This is a genomic window from Neolewinella persica DSM 23188 (assembly GCF_000373105.1).
GTDB lineage: Bacteria > Bacteroidota > Bacteroidia > Chitinophagales > Saprospiraceae > Neolewinella > Neolewinella persica.
This window is the reverse complement of sequence record NZ_KB890427.1, coordinates 59,315-78,122: the sequence shown is the minus strand read 5'-3', so window position 1 is coordinate 78,122 and position 18,808 is coordinate 59,315. Positions and strand designations below refer to the sequence as shown.

The window sequence follows — 18,808 nt, the reverse complement described above, 5'->3', positions numbered from 1 at the left end:
TGCGAGCGTCCGGTTCAGAAAATGTTCCGTAGTATGGCAGGCCATACTTTACTGCAACTTTTATTAAGGCTCGCCATGTTCTCCGCCCAGACCAAAACCACCCCCATGCGCAAGATAATTTACTACGTAGCCACCTCCATCGACGGCTACATTGCCGGGCCGGGAGAAGACATCAATGACTTTCAGCATACGGGCAACGGGGTGGATAAATACCTAGCCGATCTGAAGGATTTCGATACGGTGATCATGGGACGGAACACCTATGAATTCGGTTACAAATTCGGCATGAAGCCGGGCGATGCGCCTTACCCACATATGCAGCATTACATTTTCTCCAACCAGCTTAAACTGGAGCAGGCGGCGGAGCAAGTGAAGATTTACCCGATGGATGTTGAGCTGGTACGGGAATTAAAAAGTACCGAAGGCACCGACATTTACCTCTGTGGCGGCGGCATTTTTGCGGGTTGGCTGCTGAACCACGGTCTGATTGACCAGGTGAAGATCAAGTTGAATCCGCTAATTCTGGGAGGAGGTACCAAACTATTTGCCAACGCGAAAAAAGCACATCGGCTTTTACTACAACAGCAGGAAGCCTACGAAGGAGGCTTGCAGATGTTGACCTACGACGTGCTTTATGTGGGCGGGGACGCGGGTGCAGAGTGAGTTATTGAGCGCTGAGTTGGTGAGTTGCTACCGCGGTTACCACTTACTTCGCTACGCTCGTTCGCCTAGGTGAGCAAGCGCAGCGCGGCAAACGGCATTTGCGGTAGCCACTCAGTAACCCGCCAACTCATAAACTCACTCTGCACCTGCGGCCGCGCCAAAAAGAAATTTAATCAGGACGCTGGCTGAGCAAATGATCTACCAATCCCGCCCCCAATCGGGCCGTATGCCCATCAATGTCGTAAGTCGGATTCATTTCAGCGAGGTCAACGGAGACAACCTTTCCCGAGGCCATCAGGTAATCCAGCACGGCCATCACAAAGGCAGGGCTGAATCCCAGCGGCGAGGGCGCACTCACACCCGGCGCGTAAGCAGAGGAAAAGCCGTCAAGATCGATGCTCAGGTAAACCTGGTCGTTCCGATCAAGAAACCTGTCCAGGCTTTGGACGATAGTAGGTAATTGGTAAGTCCGGCAATGCTGCGCCAGCATGTATTCCACCCCGTATTCTGCGGCGATATCAAACAGCTCTTTAGTATTTGCCGGCTGCTGAATCCCCAGCACGAGGTAGTCGACCAGGTCTTCCTGGAGAATCTGGTTAAACGGGGTACCGGAGTTCGGCAATCCCGTCAACGGCCGTAAATCAAAATGCGCGTCGAAGTTGATGATGGCCAACTTTTGGTCAGCGGCCGCCGCCCGCACACCACAGAAATGCCCGTAGGCAAGGTCATGGCCACCGCCAAGAACGATGGGCATCCCCCCTGCTTCAATGATCCCGGTCACCATCAGGGCCAGCTGGGCCTGGGCTGCCTCCATGTCTTCGCCGACACAAACCACGTCGCCGTAGTCCGTCACCGTTTTGTCTTTATGGTGCCACGCCAGTCGGGCCAATCGCTCCCGCAATGCCTGCGGGCCTGCGGCCGCCCCCAGGCGTCCCTGGTTACGCCGAACGCCTTCTTCACAAGCATAACCTACGATCCCAACACTACCGGCAGCAGGACCTTCCTCCCAATTTTTCAGCACCACGTTTTGGTACCAATACTCCGCACCATGCGCTGCGGTGGTACTGCGGCCCTTCCAATCATCCTGGCCTGGCGGGCGATAAGCTGCCTTTACGTGACCGGCGATCCATTTTTCCATACCTGATTGGGTTTTAGTTGGCCCTGATGATAAAGTATTTCGCGGTAATCGTCGGTGGGAAAAGCGACGACATCGGCGCGCGCGCCGGCCACCAGCCGGCCCCGGTCATTGAGCCCCAACGCCGCTGCTGCCCGAAAGGTAAGCCCGGCAAAGATTTCTGTGGCGCTAAGTTTTTCAAAGGTGCCAAGTATTGCAGCCTGGGTCAGCAAGTCACCCATGGGCGCAGAGCCAGGGTTCCAATCTGAAGCGATGGCTACGGAAGCCCCCTGGTCAAGCAAGCGACGAGCGGGCGTAAATGCGCAGCCCAAACCAAGAGAAGCACCGGGCAACGCAACGGCAATGGTATCACTCAGCGCCAATGCTTCGATTTCGGCAGCGCCGGAAGCTTCGAGGTGATCAACACTTAGTGCACCTACATCGACGGCCAGTTGACTCCCACCGGTCGTGAATTGGTCGCCATGTACAGTGATTTGAAAACCACGGTTTTTCAATTCCTCCAAAAAGGGCTGGCTATTGGCCACCGTGAAAGTGCCTTCCTCCACAAAGATATCGAAGCGGCGCGCCAGTTTCTCCTCCTTTACAACGGGGGCAAGTTCTTCCAGGATCGTTTTCAACCAGGCTTCTTCGGAGTCCATTTCAGGCGGAATCACGTGGGCGGCGAGGCAGGTGGCCACTACATCGGCCACGTGGGCATCTCCCGTTTGACGGATGATGCGGAGCATCCGCAGCTCGTCTTTTACCGTCAGGCCGTAACCACTTTTCACCTCCACGGTAGTCACCCCGTTACGGAGGTGGCGGTCAAGACGTGCGGCGAGGGAAGTGCTAAGTTCGGCGTAGGACGCGGCGCGGGTGTGGCGCACAGTGTCTTTTATGCCGCCGCCGGCGGCGGCGATCTCCTGGTAAGTCTTGCCACCGTTGCGGGCGGCATAGTCGCGGGCACGGCTGCCGGCAAAACAAAGGTGCGTGTGGCAATCGATCAAACCCGGCAAGCCAACGGACGGCTCGCTGACCTCTTCCACGTTTAGCCCCGAACCGACGTATGCGCCGTATAGCTCATGAAAACGACCGACGGCCACTACTTTTCCGTCAGCAACAAGTATCCCACCATCGGCGATGATGTCCAGCTGTTCATCCCGTAATGCTCCCCGAACGGAGAGGCGGGCGAGGGGAAGTAATTGCGTGAAGGGGCCGATTAGGGTGAGCATGGAAAATATTTAGTGGGTAGTGGGTAGAATTTAGCGCAAATTTTTCGAATCGTAAATTATCCGATCCTTCGAAAACAGGACATTTGTTATCCTACAAGATGGTCTTCCTTTAAAAACGCCTGGAGTTTTCAAAAGCCCCTCCCCCTTCAGACAGGGGTTGAGGAAGGGTTTTCGCCGAGCCTGAGATTACTACCAGGTCCTGATAATTCGCTATCAAAGCGAATGTACCAAAGAATTTACGGACTAAAACCTCAAGCCCTCAATCACCCCATCATCCACTACTTCAGCCCGTGTAACCGTCAGCCCCGGGGTGCGGGCCATCTCCCGCTCAATGGCAAATTTGGCCTCGGGGTTCCGCGCCCAGCTGCGCCGGGCGATGCCGTTGTTGACGTCGAAGAAGAGCATATTCCGCAGTTTACGGTCGGCTTCTGCGGAACCGTCGAGCAGCATGCCGAAGCCTCCGTTAATGACTTCTCCCCAGCCGACACCGCCGCCGTTATGGATACTGACCCAGCCGGCACCGCGGAAGCTATCTCCAATCACGTTGTGGATGGCCATGTCGGCCGTAAACTGGCTGCCGTCGTAGATGTTGCTCGTTTCGCGGTAGGGCGAGTCGGTGCCAGATACATCGTGGTGGTCCCGGCCAAGAACTACCGGGCCGATTTTCCCCGCAGCAATAGCCTGGTTGAAGGCTTCGGCTATTTTCATCCGCCCTAATGCATCGGCATAGAGGATTCGGGCCTGAGAGCCTACGACCAGGCGGTTAGCTTTAGCGTCTTTGATCCAGGTAATGTTGTCCTGCATTTGCCGGGCAATTTCGGAAGGGGCGTCGGCCAGCATCGCTTCGAGTACGCCCTGGGCAATCCGGTCCGTCTCATCGAGGTCCTCCGGTTTACCGGAAGCACATACCCAACGGAAAGGACCGAAGCCGTAGTCGAAGCACATGGGGCCAAGGATGTCCTGCACGTAGGAAGGATAGCGGAAAGAGACGCCATCGTCGGCCATTACGTCGGCGCCAGCGCGGGAGCTTTCGAGGAGGAAGGCATTGCCGTAATCGAAGAAATAAGTGCCGCGTTCGGCGTGTGCATTGACTGCTCTGACGTGGAGCTGCAGAGACAGTTCAACGGCTGTCTTGAAAGTTTCCGGCTCGGCGGCCAGCAGTCTGTTCGCTTCCTCGAAGGTCATACCAACGGGGTAATAGCCTCCTGACCAGGGGTTGTGCAGCGACGTCTGATCAGAGCCGACGTGGATGAAGATGTCTTCCTGATAGAAGCGTTCCCATACGTCCACCACGTTACCGATGTAGGCGATGGAGATGGCTTCTCCAACTTCCATTGCATCCCGCGTCCGCGCCACCAAATCCAGCAAATTATCCACTAAAACATCCACCCAACCTTGATCATAGCGCTTGCGCGCTGCCGCCGGATTGACTTCTGCACATACCGTGATGCACCCGGCGATGTTACCGGCCTTGGGCTGAGCGCCCGACATGCCACCGAGGCCCGCTGTGAGGAAAATCTTCCCTTTTGGGTCGGCGCCAATTTTACGAAAGGCGTTCATCACCGTAATCGTCGTACCGTGGACGATTCCCTGCGGGCCGATGTACATATACGAGCCGGCGGTCATCTGTCCGTACTGCGTTACGCCCAGTGCGTTCCCGCGTTCCAGATCATCCGGGCTGCTGTAATTCGGGATCACCATACCGTTAGTCACCACCACCCGGGGAGCGTCTGGAGAAGAGGGAAATAAGCCCATGGGGTGCCCCGAATACAGGTGCAGCGTCTGTTCATCGGTCATGGTAGCCAGGTACTTCATCGTGAGGCGATACTGCGCCCAATTCTGAAATACCGCACCATTGCCGCCATAAGTGATCAGTTCATGCGGGTGCTGAGCCACCGCCGGATCCAGGTTGTTCTGGATCATCAACATAATGGCTGCCGCTGTTTTGGACCTGGCCGGATACGCCTCCATTGGGCGGGCGTACATATCGTAATCCGGGCGATAGCGATACATGTAAATCCGACCATGCTCTTTCAACTCTTGCAGGAATTCAGGCGCGAGCGCAGGATGCAAGGAAGGGTCAAAATAGCGCAGGGCGTTTCTCAACGCAAGTTTTTTTTCTGCCGGAGACAGGATGTCCTTGCGTCGGGGGGCGTGTGAAACGTTTAGGTCCAGCGCTTTTGTCTCTGGCAAACAAGTTGGAATCCCTTCGAGAATGGACTCGGTAAAAAGTGTGTTCATAGTAATGTTCATGTTCGTATCTGAGAGGTGAAAAACAAAATAAGTGGCCTAATCATGGCAAAAACGAAATACATAGACAGCTCATTGACAAGAGCCCAATCTACATGTTTAAACTTTAGTACTTTTCAAATAGCGCATCGTGCGAACTAAGCTGCTCGGGCCGGTGCTCTCCGACAATATTCAACAGCGCCCTACTTTTAATGATTTCCTCCGCAAGAAGCAGGTCTTTTCCATAGATACGGTCTTCCTTAGCTATATTGATATACTGGCGGATATGTTCATGTACAGCTTCCAGTGTAGGACTGGACTTCAGGGGTTTATGAAAGTCAAAGGCCTGAGCGGCGCAGAATAATTCTACGGCCAGAATGCGCGCCAGATTACCGCAAACCCGCAGCGCTTTCCTTCCGGAGATGGACCCCATACTCACGTGATCTTCCTGCCCCAGCGAGGTGGGTATACTATCGGCCGAAGCCGGAAAGCAAAGGCTTTTATTTTCGCTCACCAGGGCAGCGGCGGTGTATTGAACGATCATTAGCCCCGAATGAAGACCAGTGTCCGTTACCAGTAATCGAGGTACTGACCCAGGGATACCGTGAAGGGAGAAGTAACTACGGCGGTCAGAAATACTGCCCACTTCGTGGGCTGCCAGGCAGGCGTAGTCGAGCGGTAGGGCGAGCGGCTGGCCGTGAAAGCTGCCGGCGCTGATGATCAGTTCATCATTAATCACAACGGGGTTATCGGTAACCGAATTCAACTCCACCTCAACGATTTCTTTCAGGTGGAGCCAGGAGGCTCTGGACGCGCCGTGCACCTGCGGCGCACAGCGCAGCGAGTAGGGGTCCTGCACCCGTTCACAATTGGCGTGCGAAGTATTAATTTCAGACCCTTTCAGGAAATGAGCGATCCTGGCAGCTACGTGTACATTACCAGGGAATGGCCTGGTAGCGTGCAGGGCCGGATGAAAAGGCATGGCTGAGCCCAACAGGCCTTCGATCATGAGGGCAGCGATCAGGTCGGCATGGTCCAGGAGGCTTTTCAACTCGTCCACCAGCTTAACGGCATGTGCCAGGATAAACTGCGTTCCGTTGATGAGGGCCAGGCCTGCTTTGGGGTGGAGGACCAACGGTTCCAAACTAAAGGCCTTCAGTAAAGGAGCTGTCGGCTGCCGTTTTCCTTTGTACTCCACCTCTCCCTCACCAATCAGCGGCAAGAACAGGTGCGACAAGGGAGCCAGGTCTCCCGAAGCGCCAACGGAACCCTGCTCTGGCACGATCGGAATAATGTCTTGTTTAATGTGCCATAAGATCCGTTCGATCACCTCTGGAGAGATGCCGGAAAACCCTTTTGCGAGGGCATGAACCTTGAGGATCAGCATCAATTTTGCCAATTCTGTTTCAATGGGCGCGCCCATGCCGACACTGTGACTGAGCAGAAGGTTATGTTGCAGCTCTGCGGTTTGCGCACTGTCGATTCGGGTGTTGCAGAGTGGGCCGAAGCCAGTATTGATGCCATAAACAGCAGCGTCCCCCTTGCTCACCTTCAAGACGATGGCGTGAGCAGCTTCTACTCTTCCCCTTACTTCGGGTGAAAAGGTGGTTGCCAGTTGTCCTCGGGCAATGGATAGAGCTTTGCTTGACGTTAGATGGTCCTGACCGTATTTAAACATTAGGCGCTTTGTAATTAAGGATGACTTCATTGGGCGGAGCGCCGCCAGGCGGGACTGTTTACTTAGCGGCCCCGCCCGCCGGCGTTTCTTCCTGCAAAGAACCGACCCTATTGATTACTTAACAAGACAAATAGTACGTACATTGATAACCATGAGTAATCAATTAGAACTTCGTCACCTCCGCTACTTTCAGGCATTAGCGGAGGACCTTCATTTCAGTAAAGCAGCGGAGCGCCTCTATATTTCACAGCCGGGGCTCAGCCGACAGATCAAACAAATGGAAGAAGAGTTGGGCTATTTGCTCTTCCAGCGCAACAACCGCAAGGTCGCACTGACGCCAGCTGGCCAATACCTGCATACGGAGGTAAATAAGCTACTACAACAATTAGACGGGGCCTTACAACACGCCCGGATGCTGCACGAAGGCATGGAAGGCCGGCTGAATTTCGGCTATGTGGGTTCTGCGATGCAGAACATCATCCCCGAATTACTCCTGCGTTTCCGGGCCGACTACCCCAACATCAGGTATGGGCTCGAAGCACTCAACAACCAGCAACAGATCGATCAGCTGCTGACCAGGGACATTGATATTGGCTTTGTCCGTTTGGAACGCATTCCGCCGGAGCTCAACAATAGAGTAGTATTTGAGGACACCTTTTCGCTGGTGCTGCCGCTCGACCATTCGCTTTCAGAGCAGAACTTCACCTCCCTGGCACAGTTGAAAAATGAGTCGTTCATCCTCTTCGACCCCGCTTACAGCCGTCCGTATTACGAGAAGGTGATGGAGTTATTCGATGACGCGGGCTTCTCCCCGAAAGTCTCCCACCGGACGGTCCACGCTACAACGATCTACCGGCTAGCAGAAAATGGTTTTGGCCTCTCCATCGTTCCCACGTCTTTACGAATGGGCTACCAGCTGGGCGTCAAGTTTATTGAGTTGACAAACATTCCGCAACGCACTAAGCTTTCGGCAGTTTGGCGGGCGGACAATGAGAATCCTGCGCTGGAGAATTTTGTCCGGCTGCTTTAATCTTTGCCTGCTCCTTCAACAAAAAATGCACCTGCGGCCCCGCCTGAGAATAATCTTTTGGCGGGGCCGCAGGTGCAGGGCAAGGGTAATAAGGAGCCAGGCATTTACGAATGGTGGCCGCCAGAGATTCATTATAAAGCCTTTGCTGATGGGGCGAGGGCTTGGCAGCGGGGACCGAGTGAGCCTGCAGGCGGGGGACGAACCAGCGGGAAGGAGTGAACCAGTGGGAAGGGGTTGAACCAGCGGGCGGGGGCAAGCCCCGCCCTTGCTGGTAAGCACAGGACCCTACCGCGTTCGCTATGCGAACGCGGCTGATAATCTTAGCGCTGTCACGGTAGGGGGCTTATTGCGATCATTAAATCCCCTCTCCTTTCTTGAGCTTTTCGATCATACCGGCAATGGCATCTTTGTTCGGCTGGTTAGGCGCGTTGGCCAGTGCTTTTTCTGCGTGTTTGAGGGCCATTTTCAAGTCTCCCGTCGCGGAAAGAGCGCGTGCCAGGCCAACATTGACCGGCCAAACATCTCCATGCCGCTCCATATTGAGTTTGAAGACTTTCAGCGCCTCGTCATTCTTGCCTGCAGCGAGCAATTGCCGACCAATCTGGTGCACTTGAAAAACGCCGGCGGAGGCGTGGTTCGCCGCTTGCATCATCGTCTCCATTCCTTCACTTTCCTTACCAAGTTTCATCTGTAAGGAAGCCAGGGTCTGTAAGGTGGTGGCGTTTTCCTGTCCAACGAAATTATTTTGCGCAGTTTGCTCTGCCCAGGCCAGCGCTTCTTCCAGGTTGACATCATTTTGCAGGCAATACTGCGCTGCATTATTCCGCTCCGTCCAGGAAAAGCCGATACTGTTCTGCATCGCCGAGTGGAGGTAATCGACGTATAACTCTTTACCATCCGGCAGGCCAAAAGTGATGGGCACGCTCAGCTCGTCCCACTTAAGGGCTACGGTGCAGGACTCCTCCTGTCGGTCGGTAAACTCGAAGGTCAGCCATTCCGTATAGGGACTAGCCTCTGGTTCGGTCATTACCCGCAGTGCGTCTTCGGATTCCCGGTAAAAATAGCTCCCCCATGCGCCGCTGTTGTGAGAGAAGATCACCGTCCATGCTCCGGTTTCCTGCGGAATCAGGTGTAAGCCGTACTTGCCGGCCGGGAGAGGTTTGCCCTGTACGACCATGTCGTGCGAAAGCTCCACCACCGTGTTTTCGTTGGCGCCCGCCCGCCAGGGGGAGGGGTTGTCTGCTGTGCTTAAGCCAAACTGTAAGTTTTGCAAGCCGTAGGGTACCACACCTCCCCAGATTTTGCCTCTGCGCGACTGGCCCTGAGGAGAGGTCACATCGGGGCTCCTGTAAGTGATCGTCACGTGAGCATGCGCACCGACGTATTGGGTAACGACGGATTTTTGGTTGCCTCCGCTTGGCGGTAGTTGAAGCTGTGCAGATCCGGCAAAACTTAGACAACAACAGAGAAAAAACAGGAATATGTGTTTCATACCAGTGAATTCAGGGGTCAGTAAAGATCCCTAAATTAAGTGTTCCGACACGATTAAGGAAACGAGATTGCCTTATTTGTCCGCCGTTTAGCAAGAGCGGATTACTGATCGAACCATTCGGGAAATTACTACCCAAAGGTCGATATTTTATTGACCGCTTCTTTATTTAACCGTTCCTGCATTCAGGTAAGACCGCAACTCTTCCACCTGCAAATCCGACATCCGCTCCTTAGTGTAGTGGGGCATATAGGCCTTCTTACCGGGGATCGGACTGGTGCCGTACCGGACTACCTGATAAGTTGAATAACGGGTGTAGCGCGGGAAGTGCTTCGTTAAAAAATTGTAATGATCGACGCCCTCACCTAATTCGAAAAAACTGTAGCGTTGTTTTTCGTGGCAATGCAGGCAGGCCAATTTGTACACTGCGGCACCGTTTGCCGGATTGGGCTTTGCAGCAACGGGAAAGCCTGTATTCCGATCTTCAGGCGGTAAAACAAAGGTAGCGGGGCTGGCGAGCAGGTAACTTGCTTTCAGGTCAGCAACGACCCCTTCACGGCTGGCGTCCTTATTAGTGACCGCACGATTGATGCGCTCAATCGTCGGTGCCGCATCCGGCAAATCACTCAATTTAAGGCCGATCGTATGCAAGTAGGCCATTACAGACTCCATCTCCACCTCGCTCAAAGCTTCGCCCTGCGCGCACTCGGTAGCGCACAGCTGGATGGCGCCCCGCAGGTCACGACGGGCGTACTTGACGAGGTCGCCATATTTTTTTTCGTAATCACCGTTGTAATAAGATTCCCGATTCACGGCGCCCCACAGGGTCGTACCAGGTAGAAAGGGCAAGTCATTTGCTTCGGCATAGGCGAGGCGGGCTGTTGGGTCCATTTCTGTAAGCACCGGATCTTCCCGGACCACGTTGTGGCAGCTGGTACACTTAAAATGTGCCGACTGCTTTCCACCAGCAGCGAGCTCCCCCTGAAGGACAATTCGACGGCCCAATTCTTCGGAGGCTCCATCTACCGGGCGGACCATCACGTCGGCCCGGGCCGGTGCACCAAGCGAGCGAATTACGTCGTAGACCAGGGTATCTGCGTCCACTACGGGTAAAACATCCGGCCGGCCGGCCAGGGCCATTACGGCGATCAGAAAAATCGGGAATAAATATTTCATGTTCTAAGATTACGAATACCAGAGAATAAACGGATTGGGATTAGGCTTAGTTTTTAGCAGATTCCTAAGAATAGTATGCTGATTGCCCCGGGGTGAAGCTCCAAGAACGGCAGCGATCATCCACCTAGCTATGAACTATTGGAGCATCAACTATTAAACTAATACCCCACTTCCGATGCCGCCGCCTCATCCAGGAACCACCGCAATTTGCCGCTCGTGGGTTTGATGTGGGCAACGGGGAACTTCGTTGCACCGTGCTCTTCATTGATGATCTGCGCCACGCGCTGGGTCTTGCTGTTTCCGGTGATCAGGAAAACGACTTCGTCAGAAGCATTGAGTACTGGCCCGGTCATGGTCACCCTTTTTTGGCCGCTGTCGGGATGAACGGCTACCGCGCAGACCCGGGGATCGGTGAGCAGCTCCTCCATATTTGAGGGAAAGATGGAGGCCGTGTGCCCGTCGCCTCCCATGCCGAGCATGTTGAGGTCGAGGATCGGCCAGCCCTCCGGCGTAGTGGGCATCAACTGGGTCATCAGGTCTCCGTACGCTGCCGCAGCAGCCTCCGGATCAAGGCTCGTATTGACGGCATGCACCTGGCTGTGCACGACGGGAACGTGGTCGAACAACAGGCGCATCACCTCCCCGTAGTTGCTTTCCGGATCATCGTGCGGCACGCAGCGTTCGTCTCCCCAGAAGAAGTGGATGCGCTCCCAGTCGACCTTATTCCGGTACTCCTCCGCCAGTAATTTGAACAAAAGTTTCGGGGTACTGCCGCCGGAAAGAGCCCAGAAAAAGGGACCGGTTTTCTTTTCGTTCAGCATTTTAACGAGGTGGTCGGCAAAGGCGCGGGCTACGGCGGGGCCGTCGACAAAGACGTGAAGATCGGGCGTGGTCATGGGTCAGATTTTTGTTTGGCGGCCGAAAGGTCCCTGGGAATGCTTCTTTGGGCGGGGCCGCAGGTGCAAAGAAACGGATTTGAGGGGCAAAGGTAGGGGCTTCGGTTATCTCTTTTATCCGTGGTATTCATGTGTAGAAAACAAAATTCGCCTAGATGTTAACTCAGAAGCCGTCGTACGGAGTTTTTACCGACTGCGTCAGGTAAAAACAATCCGACAGACGGCGAGCAATTGCGTGGGCGGTCGTCCGACCAATTCTTTTAGCTGGTGTAGCCGGATAAAAGATGGTCTGACGACTAAGGCCTCTGCAATTTATTCTACACACGATATTCATTGCTCCTCGAAACGTTGGCCTTAAAGCATTACCTTAGTATTTATAAACCTAACGACAAATGAATTCGCCCTATTTACGTACTGGCCTTTTCTTGGCGGCCCTATTCATGGCCATCGCTATTGCGATGCTACCAGGCCTTCCTTGTGTTTCGGGGGAGCTTCCTCTGACCAACACCGGAGATCTGCACGTTTACGAGTCCTGGGAAATGGCCAATTACCGTGACCGCCCCGACATCGAGCTCCCTACCTTCCCTGGCTGTGATGACCCCGACTACGAACAGCGTAGCCGTTGTGGCCGGGTTCAACTTGGTCGATACCTGAATAAGAACCTGAACAAAAGAGTCATTGGCGCCAGAAAAGGCCGGATCAAGATTGCTTACGCCGTTGACCTGGACGGCAAACTATTCGAAGCAGAGTTGGCTTCCGGTTCAGACCCTGTGCTTGCTGCCGAAACGATGCGCATGATTGGATTGATGCAGGGGCAGGACTTGCGTTGGCGGCCGGCAAAAATCGATGGGCAACCGCGCAGGATGACCGTTTTACTGCAAGTGTCTTACGGACTGCGTTGTGAGAGTTGCCAGGGACTGGATGAGGAGTTGGCGATTACCTGGGTGCCGGAGTTACAGTAACTGTTTAAACCCTCCGCACGCTGGTACGTTTCCCATCTTTCATGATTCCCCTGTCTGCACTCCGGACAAGAACCAGTTGATTTTAGCTATGCTTGCCAAACGCATCATTCCCTGCCTCGACATTAAAGACGGTCGTACCGTAAAGGGCGTCAACTTCGTCAACCTCCGCGACGCAGGGGACCCTGTCGAACTAGGTGCGAAATACTCCCTTGCCGGTGCCGACGAGTTGGTGTTCCTGGACATTACCGCCACCCATGAGCGGCGTAAGACACTTGCTGACCTGGCGCGCGATATTGCCAGCCACCTCAATATCCCTTTCACCATCGGTGGCGGCATTAAACACATCGACGACGTCGATGTGCTCCTGAATGCCGGCGCAGACAAGGTCAGTATTAACTCGGCGGCCGTCCGCCGTCCGGAGTTGATCGATGAGTTGGCCTACGCCTTCGGCAATCAGTTTGTGGTGGTGGCCGTCGACGCTAAGAATGTCGATGGAGAGTGGTTTGTACACCTCAACGGCGGACGGATCAAAACCGAGCATAAGTTGTTCGATTGGGCAAAGGAAGCCCAGGAGCGTGGCGCAGGTGAAATCCTGTTTACCAGCATGGACCACGACGGGACCAAAGCCGGCTTCGCCAACGAAGCCCTGGCCGAAATGAGTGACCTGCTCAGCATTCCCATCATTGCCAGCGGCGGTGCCGGGAATAAGGAACACTTCGCCGAGGTGTTTACCGCCGGCAAAGCCGACGCTGGCCTCGCTGCCAGCATTTTCCACTTCGGAGAAGTTGGGATTAAGGAGCTGAAGGATTACCTGGGGGAGCAGGGTGTGCCGGTACGGCCGGTGTAGTGTTGAGGTGGAAGTTGGCGGACTATTAGTTAATTGGTGGAGGGATTGGCCATGATCGCTCAAATCGGATGACCGGGTTAACATGAGGAGAATAATTTCTGGTCAGATCCGACACCAGATTGTTTAGGATTCTGTAGCTAAGACGATGGGGAATAAATTGATATACCCGGTAGCCAGGCCATGGGATCGCGCAACGAATACGAGGCGGGCCGGTTGACCATTATAATCTGTAGTCCGACGATTATAAGGCCACGCAACGAATACGATGGGCTAAAGCCCATCGCTAAGCCGGGCGACCCTCCGGGCTATGGTGTACACACAAGTTTACGGCCCTCTGAAAATGGTGGCATAAAATCGAGCTCGATCAAGTTCCTGTAATCCTCTCTGCATGGTAATTGGTCCGGGTGGACGTTGGCTTTGATAACCATCCCACCCGCCTATTCTGGCAATGACCCATGCAGCCCAAGCTAACGATTCTGGATCATGAGAGTTAATTACTTTGGTCCCCTGCGAGGACATCTCGACGTTCATTTTAACGAGGATCTTCCGATCCTCCTCGTTAAACATTTCCTCAATGGGGACAAAGGATTCCCCTGACCGGACATTGGTTAGGCGAATGGCATCTACAGAAGCTTTTAGGGCCATAACTAATAATTTCTTGATCTTTTCCGGCTTGTCGAGTTGGGATTTTTCGATATCGACTCCGCTCTTTTTCAACACTCGAAAGAGCTGTTCTACGTGCCACCTGCTTCGATAAGCGTCTACGACCTGCAATGCCGTAATCTTATCTTCAACCTCCCATGTCGTAAGTAACTTCCAGTGGATCGGCTTTTCGCCCGCCGGTACTGTACTTTCATTTTCTCTTACTTCAACAAGATAAAGCGGTTGATCTATTAAAGGGGTATGTTTCTTGAGCTGTCTTGGTTTGTCAAGTTTCACCTTTATTGCTCGAAGCTCCAGCTGTGCGGCACGAGCTGTGCGAACAACCATTTCACCACTTGATTTACTGTAATGATTAAGAGCGCGTATCGGAGTGAGTCGCTCGTCCCATATAGGTTGTTCACTAAGGTGATAACTCATTTTTCCGTACCGCTCTTGCTCTAAGTCTTTGGCTTGACGGTCGATCTTAGAACGAACAATGAACTCGGCCCCTGTTTGAGCCAACAGGTGCTGTAATACTTCGTATTGGTCGCCTCCCTGGTCCATAACGAAAGTGCAACGCATCGCCGCTTCCAGTTGCATGGCCGTGTTACGTGCCGAGTACAACCAACTCGCAGATTCCTTGTGTTCTATATCGAGGGCTTCTCGCAATTTACGCTGGACATCTCGCTCATCCTTATTCGAAGAAGCTATAGCTCGGCTGTATATAAGTAGATCCCCCATGCCAAGACAATCACCGCTATTACGATCAAGCAGCAAAGAAGGCATGACATTAAATCCAGCCGTCCGATTATTATTAATAACTCCACACTCATCGGCCCAGGCCAAGCGTACCTCATTGCGGGAACTAAGCCCCAAACTGATACTGCAGGCATTCAGAAGACAAAGAACATCACGGCCCGTTACCCGCTCAGTATCTAATTGGGTGGAATGGCGGATGAGTTCTGCCAAAGTCACCCGATCATTAGATAAAAAGCGATAAATAGCGGCTCGTTCAGTACGGGAAGTACCTAAATGATAAGCTTTTCCGGTACGACGCGATTGCATTGAAGCAACCATTCGTTTATAGCGGCGTGACAAACGTAAGTCCCCAAAAGAATTTCGATAGCGTTGGTTATTCTTTAACCCGGGTTGAAAACTATGACGACCAATGGGAAAAAAAGTTCGGGCAGATTCCATATTACAAAGCTACGTGTAAACTTGTGTGTACACCGTAGCCCGGAGGGTCGTCCGACTTAGCGAGGGGATTCATCCCCTCGTATTCGTTGTCTAGCCCCTGCTCCCAAAAACCAATCATCGCACCTGCGGCCCCGCCCTCAAGAATATGGCCACTTGATACCCAAGCCTGCAAGCAATGTCAAAACGAAGCAGAGTAAGTAAATAGATAAACCCTAGAGCTTTGACCGGCATAACCTCCGGAAATAATGGTCCCGGTGAATAAAACGCCCCCAAATACAGCAGCGTTGAGGGCGACGACAATAGAAATGAATTTACCCCATTTGCCAGCTTTCTTGAGATTCTCCAGATCTTCGGTAGACAGTTGTAAGTCATCTTCCGTATTAACCGGGTTTTCCATAAGCATTTAGGTAAATTTGCAGCCAATTTACCGCAATATGACCGTTTCACCGGACAATCTAGACCAACTAGCCTTCGACAAATCCCCCGACGGCCTCCTGCCCGCCATCATTCAGGATGCTGCCACACGCGTAGTCCTGATGCAGGGCTATATGAACCGGGAAGCGCTTGACAAAACCCTGGAAACAGGTAAAGTCACTTTCTTCAGCCGGTCCAAGCAACGCCTTTGGACTAAAGGAGAGAGCAGCAAAAACTACCTCCACCTCGTTAGCGTATCCGCCGACTGTGACAATGATAGTCTCCTCATCCAGGCGCGGCCAGACGGCCCCACTTGCCACACCGGCGCCGATACCTGCTGGAACAAGGCTAACCGGGGAGAGTTTCTTGATCACCTGGAGCGTACCATCCAGCACCGACGAGACAACCCCAGCGAAAAAAGCTATACGAGCCAACTGCTTGCCCGGGGCATCAATAAGGTCGCTCAGAAAGTTGGAGAAGAAGCCGTTGAACTCGTGATCGAAGCAAAAGACAACGACCGGGACCTCTTCCTGGGAGAGGCTGCCGACCTTATGTACCACTATATCGTGCTACTGGCCGCTAAGGGCTATTCGCTGGAAGATGTCCGGGAGGTGCTGCGCTCACGACATAAGTGATTGATCGATTGGGTGAAGGGGAGAATGGCTGTCGCACAAAGACGCTCGCTCTGCTCGTGCGGCAGCCATTCTCTCCTTCACTAATTCTCCCATTCACTCCCTTCGCAACCTTCAACGGTAGTAAAAGCGTTACCACTAAGTAATAAAACTCCCCCTACCATGACGCTAGAAGAGCGCATCACCGCCGACATGAAAACGGCCATGAAGGCAAAAGACAAAGTAAGCTTGCGTGGCATCCGTGCCATCAAGAGTGCAATCATGCTACAGAAAACCGACGGTACAGGTACTACCCTGGACGAGGCTGGCGAAATCTCTATGCTGCAGAAGCTGGTCAAAAGCCGGCAAGACAGTTTAGACATCTACACAAAGCAAAATCGCGAGGACCTCGCCGTTACCGAACGGGAGGAAATTGAAGTCATCAGCAAATACCTTCCTGAACAGCTGTCTGACGAAGACCTGGCTGCCATGATCGAAGGCATCATCTCCAAAACCGGTGCCAGTTCCATGAAGGACATGGGCCGCGTAATGGGCATGGCTAATAAGGAAGCTGCCGGCCGCGCCGATGGTAAAACGATTGCATCAATGGTGAAGGCTAAGCTTGGTTAATTGGTACTATTGGTGCTATTAGGAGCTACCGCATTTTGGAACTCTCGCCCAATGACTATTCCAGAATAGATTAATAAACGCAAATTCCGGAAGCCCGATTCGCAAGCGTGGGTCGGGCTTCCTATTTCCCAGAAGCCCAACTGACCAATAGACCAAAATGTCTTACCTCTCCACCATCAGTAATCTAGTCCGGGAAAACCCGTACAAATACCTGCTCAGTTTCGCCTGGCGATATGCCAAAGGCATGCGCGGGAAGTATGTGCTCATATACCTCATGTTTACTGGTGTGAACATTTTGGTGTCGATCCCCCCAATCATCTATGGCCTGTACATCAATTTCCTGCAAAAAGGGGAAGGGGATCCAATGCAGGGAACGTTGATTTATGTGTCAATTTACCTGGCCATCACCCTTGCATTCTGGACCCTTCAGTGGCCGGCCCGGTTGCTGGAACGGCGAATGGCCTTCGACCTGAGTCAACGGCTATTGATGGAAAGCTATGACAAAATAATCCACCTGCCCCTGGCCTGGCATCGGGAGCACCACAGTGGCGACACCATCAACCGGGCCCGAAAGGCCTACGAGGCGCTGAAAACGTTCTTTGACTACGGCTTTGCCTACTTCCAGACAGTTGCCCGCATCCTGATTGCCATCGGAGCCATCATGTGGTTTTCTCCATTATTCGGCGCCATTGCAGCGGTGTTTGGGGTCATTATTTTGCTGGCCGTGCTGGCCTTTGACGAGCCCATCATCAGGGCCAACATGGAAACTAATGATCGGGAAAACGAGCTTCAGGCCAGCCTGTCTGATAACCTCAGTAACATCATTACCGTTACCACTTTGCGGCTGGGTCGCCGGACGGCCGAAAGAATTCGCCAACGGATAGAAAACATTTGGCCCCCATTTCTCCGTAATACCAAGATGAATGAAGCCAAGTGGTTTTCCGTTACGGTACTGTCAGGTCTGATGTATGCCGTATTGGTAACGGGCTATATTTACCTCAATTACATCCCGGGCGAAGTATTTTTAGTGGGTGGGCTGGTAACACTGATTGGTTACATCACCCAATTTACGAACATGCTTAGTGGTATGACTATGCAGTACAATCAGATCATAAAATTCAGGTCTGATTTGGCGGCGATTGAGCCCATTTACACCGCCTATGCTGAGCATGCACCTCCTGTCGCGAACAGCCCCATCCGAAGAGTGTGGGAGAAGCTGCGGGTAGAGGGGCTAAACTTCCGTTATGCTGAGGATGGTGCCGGGATATTCGACGTTAACCTACAACTGGATCGGGGCAAACGTATTGCCCTTATCGGGCCCAGCGGGAGCGGTAAAACAACGACGCTTTACACCCTTCGCGGGCTGTACCCGCCGGAAGAGATGCGCCTGCTGTTTAATCACACTTCCCCTGCACCTGCGGCCGCGCCTGAATCTCCCGCTCAACTGTTTGAGCAAACTACCTTAATTCCGCAAAGCCCGGAAATTTTCGAGGAGACCATCCGTAACAACCTTACCGTTGGGCTGGAACGCCAACCAGAAGAACTCGATCAAGCCATCTATATTTCTGTACTGGAAGACGTGATCAATCAGGCTGAAGACGGCATAGATACCTTCCTGGCCGAAGGCGGCGCTAACCTCAGTGGTGGGCAGCGTCAGCGCTTCAGCATCGCCCGAGGCCTGCTGGCAGCTGACACTTCAACTCTTTTGTTGCTCGATGAACCAACCAGCAGCCTCGACCCACAGACAGAGATCATGGTTTATGAACGTCTTTTCAAGGCCTTTCCCGACAAAACCATCGTCTCCACGCTGCACCGGCTCCATCTCTTACGCTTCTTCGATTACATTTACTATATGGAAGATGGCCGGGTAAAAGCGGAGGGCGCCTTGGAAGAACTGCTGGAACAGAGTGATGGGTTTCGGAAAATGTACGAAGAACAGTTACTCGTCAAATAATCATTGGTTCAGTAGTCGACAGGCACTATTGTGCACTATCGACTACT

16 protein-coding genes are annotated in these 18,808 nt (G+C 53.2%); 7 read left to right on the top strand and 9 right to left on the bottom strand.

Annotated features, from left to right (window positions below):
* Positions 1-105 precede the first annotated feature (105 nt).
* Positions 106-663: a dihydrofolate reductase family protein gene (locus tag B036_RS0111085; protein WP_044102465.1), complete on the top strand. Its 558-nt coding sequence runs from the start codon at positions 106-108 to the stop codon at positions 661-663.
* A 169-nt stretch (positions 664-832) separates the two neighbouring features.
* Here the strand turns inward: B036_RS0111085 and hutG are convergent, their stop codons facing one another.
* The 4 genes from hutG to hutH all read right to left on the bottom strand — a co-directional run bounded on the left by hutG (position 833) and on the right by hutH (position 6,913).
* Complete coding sequence (gene hutG, locus B036_RS0111080) at positions 833-1,801, bottom strand: formimidoylglutamase (RefSeq protein ID WP_020568787.1); 969 nt, start codon at positions 1,799-1,801, stop codon at positions 833-835.
* The gene (gene hutI / locus B036_RS0111075; protein ID WP_020568786.1) at positions 1,774-3,006 is read right to left on the bottom strand and encodes an imidazolonepropionase; all 1,233 of its coding nucleotides are present in this window, start codon (positions 3,004-3,006) and stop codon (positions 1,774-1,776) included. Before hutI ends, hutG begins: the two co-directional genes overlap by 28 nt.
* 243 nt (positions 3,007-3,249) lie before the next feature.
* Entirely contained in the window at positions 3,250-5,259 is a 2,010-nt protein-coding gene (locus B036_RS0111070; RefSeq protein ID WP_020568785.1) for a urocanate hydratase, read from the bottom strand.
* A gap of 103 nt (positions 5,260-5,362) precedes the next feature.
* A complete protein-coding gene (gene hutH, locus B036_RS0111065; protein WP_020568784.1) occupies positions 5,363-6,913 on the bottom strand; it encodes a histidine ammonia-lyase in 1,551 nt (516 codons plus the stop codon).
* 151 nt (positions 6,914-7,064) lie between these two features.
* Between hutH and B036_RS0111060 the strand changes: the two genes are divergently transcribed.
* On the top strand, positions 7,065-7,943 hold the full coding sequence (locus B036_RS0111060; protein WP_020568783.1) for a LysR family transcriptional regulator: 879 nt from the start codon (positions 7,065-7,067) through the stop codon (positions 7,941-7,943).
* 355 nt (positions 7,944-8,298) lie between these two features.
* Here B036_RS0111060 and B036_RS0111050 read toward each other — a convergent pair whose 3' ends face one another.
* The 3 genes from B036_RS0111050 to pgl all read right to left on the bottom strand — a co-directional run bounded on the left by B036_RS0111050 (position 8,299) and on the right by pgl (position 11,504).
* Positions 8,299-9,435 (bottom strand): DUF2911 domain-containing protein, encoded by a 1,137-nt coding sequence (locus B036_RS0111050; protein WP_020568781.1) that lies wholly within the window; start codon positions 9,433-9,435, stop codon positions 8,299-8,301.
* A 162-nt stretch (positions 9,436-9,597) separates the two neighbouring features.
* The gene (locus B036_RS0111045) at positions 9,598-10,608 is read right to left on the bottom strand and encodes a c-type cytochrome (RefSeq protein ID WP_020568780.1); all 1,011 of its coding nucleotides are present in this window, start codon (positions 10,606-10,608) and stop codon (positions 9,598-9,600) included.
* Between the two features lie 158 nt (positions 10,609-10,766).
* A complete protein-coding gene (gene pgl, locus B036_RS0111040) occupies positions 10,767-11,504 on the bottom strand; it encodes a 6-phosphogluconolactonase (RefSeq protein WP_020568779.1) in 738 nt (245 codons plus the stop codon).
* A gap of 392 nt (positions 11,505-11,896) precedes the next feature.
* On the opposite strand from pgl, the gene B036_RS0111035 reads away from it, so the two are divergent.
* Positions 11,897-12,466 carry an energy transducer TonB gene (locus B036_RS0111035; protein ID WP_020568778.1) on the top strand — a complete coding sequence of 190 codons (570 nt, stop codon included), beginning with the start codon at positions 11,897-11,899 and terminating at the stop codon, positions 12,464-12,466.
* Between the two features lie 88 nt (positions 12,467-12,554).
* Positions 12,555-13,313, top strand: a complete 759-nt coding sequence (hisF, locus tag B036_RS0111030) for an imidazole glycerol phosphate synthase subunit HisF (RefSeq protein ID WP_020568777.1) — start codon at positions 12,555-12,557, stop codon at positions 13,311-13,313.
* A gap of 324 nt (positions 13,314-13,637) precedes the next feature.
* Here hisF and B036_RS0111025 read toward each other — a convergent pair whose 3' ends face one another.
* Positions 13,638-15,152, bottom strand: a complete 1,515-nt coding sequence (locus B036_RS0111025; RefSeq protein ID WP_083926185.1) for an IS4 family transposase — start codon at positions 15,150-15,152, stop codon at positions 13,638-13,640.
* Positions 15,153-15,330: 178 nt separating this feature from the next.
* Complete coding sequence (locus tag B036_RS0111020; RefSeq protein ID WP_020568774.1) at positions 15,331-15,555, bottom strand: hypothetical protein; 225 nt, start codon at positions 15,553-15,555, stop codon at positions 15,331-15,333.
* A 31-nt stretch (positions 15,556-15,586) separates the two neighbouring features.
* Here B036_RS0111020 and hisIE point away from each other — a divergent pair, with 31 nt between their 5' ends.
* The 3 genes from hisIE to B036_RS0111005 all read left to right on the top strand — a co-directional run bounded on the left by hisIE (position 15,587) and on the right by B036_RS0111005 (position 18,761).
* On the top strand, positions 15,587-16,201 hold the full coding sequence (hisIE, locus tag B036_RS0111015; protein WP_020568773.1) for a bifunctional phosphoribosyl-AMP cyclohydrolase/phosphoribosyl-ATP diphosphatase HisIE: 615 nt from the start codon (positions 15,587-15,589) through the stop codon (positions 16,199-16,201).
* A 159-nt stretch (positions 16,202-16,360) separates the two neighbouring features.
* Positions 16,361-16,807, top strand: a complete 447-nt coding sequence (locus B036_RS0111010) for a GatB/YqeY domain-containing protein (RefSeq protein WP_020568772.1) — start codon at positions 16,361-16,363, stop codon at positions 16,805-16,807.
* Between the two features lie 157 nt (positions 16,808-16,964).
* Complete coding sequence (locus tag B036_RS0111005; protein WP_020568771.1) at positions 16,965-18,761, top strand: ABC transporter ATP-binding protein; 1,797 nt, start codon at positions 16,965-16,967, stop codon at positions 18,759-18,761.
* The last annotated feature ends 47 nt before the right edge of the window (positions 18,762-18,808 follow it).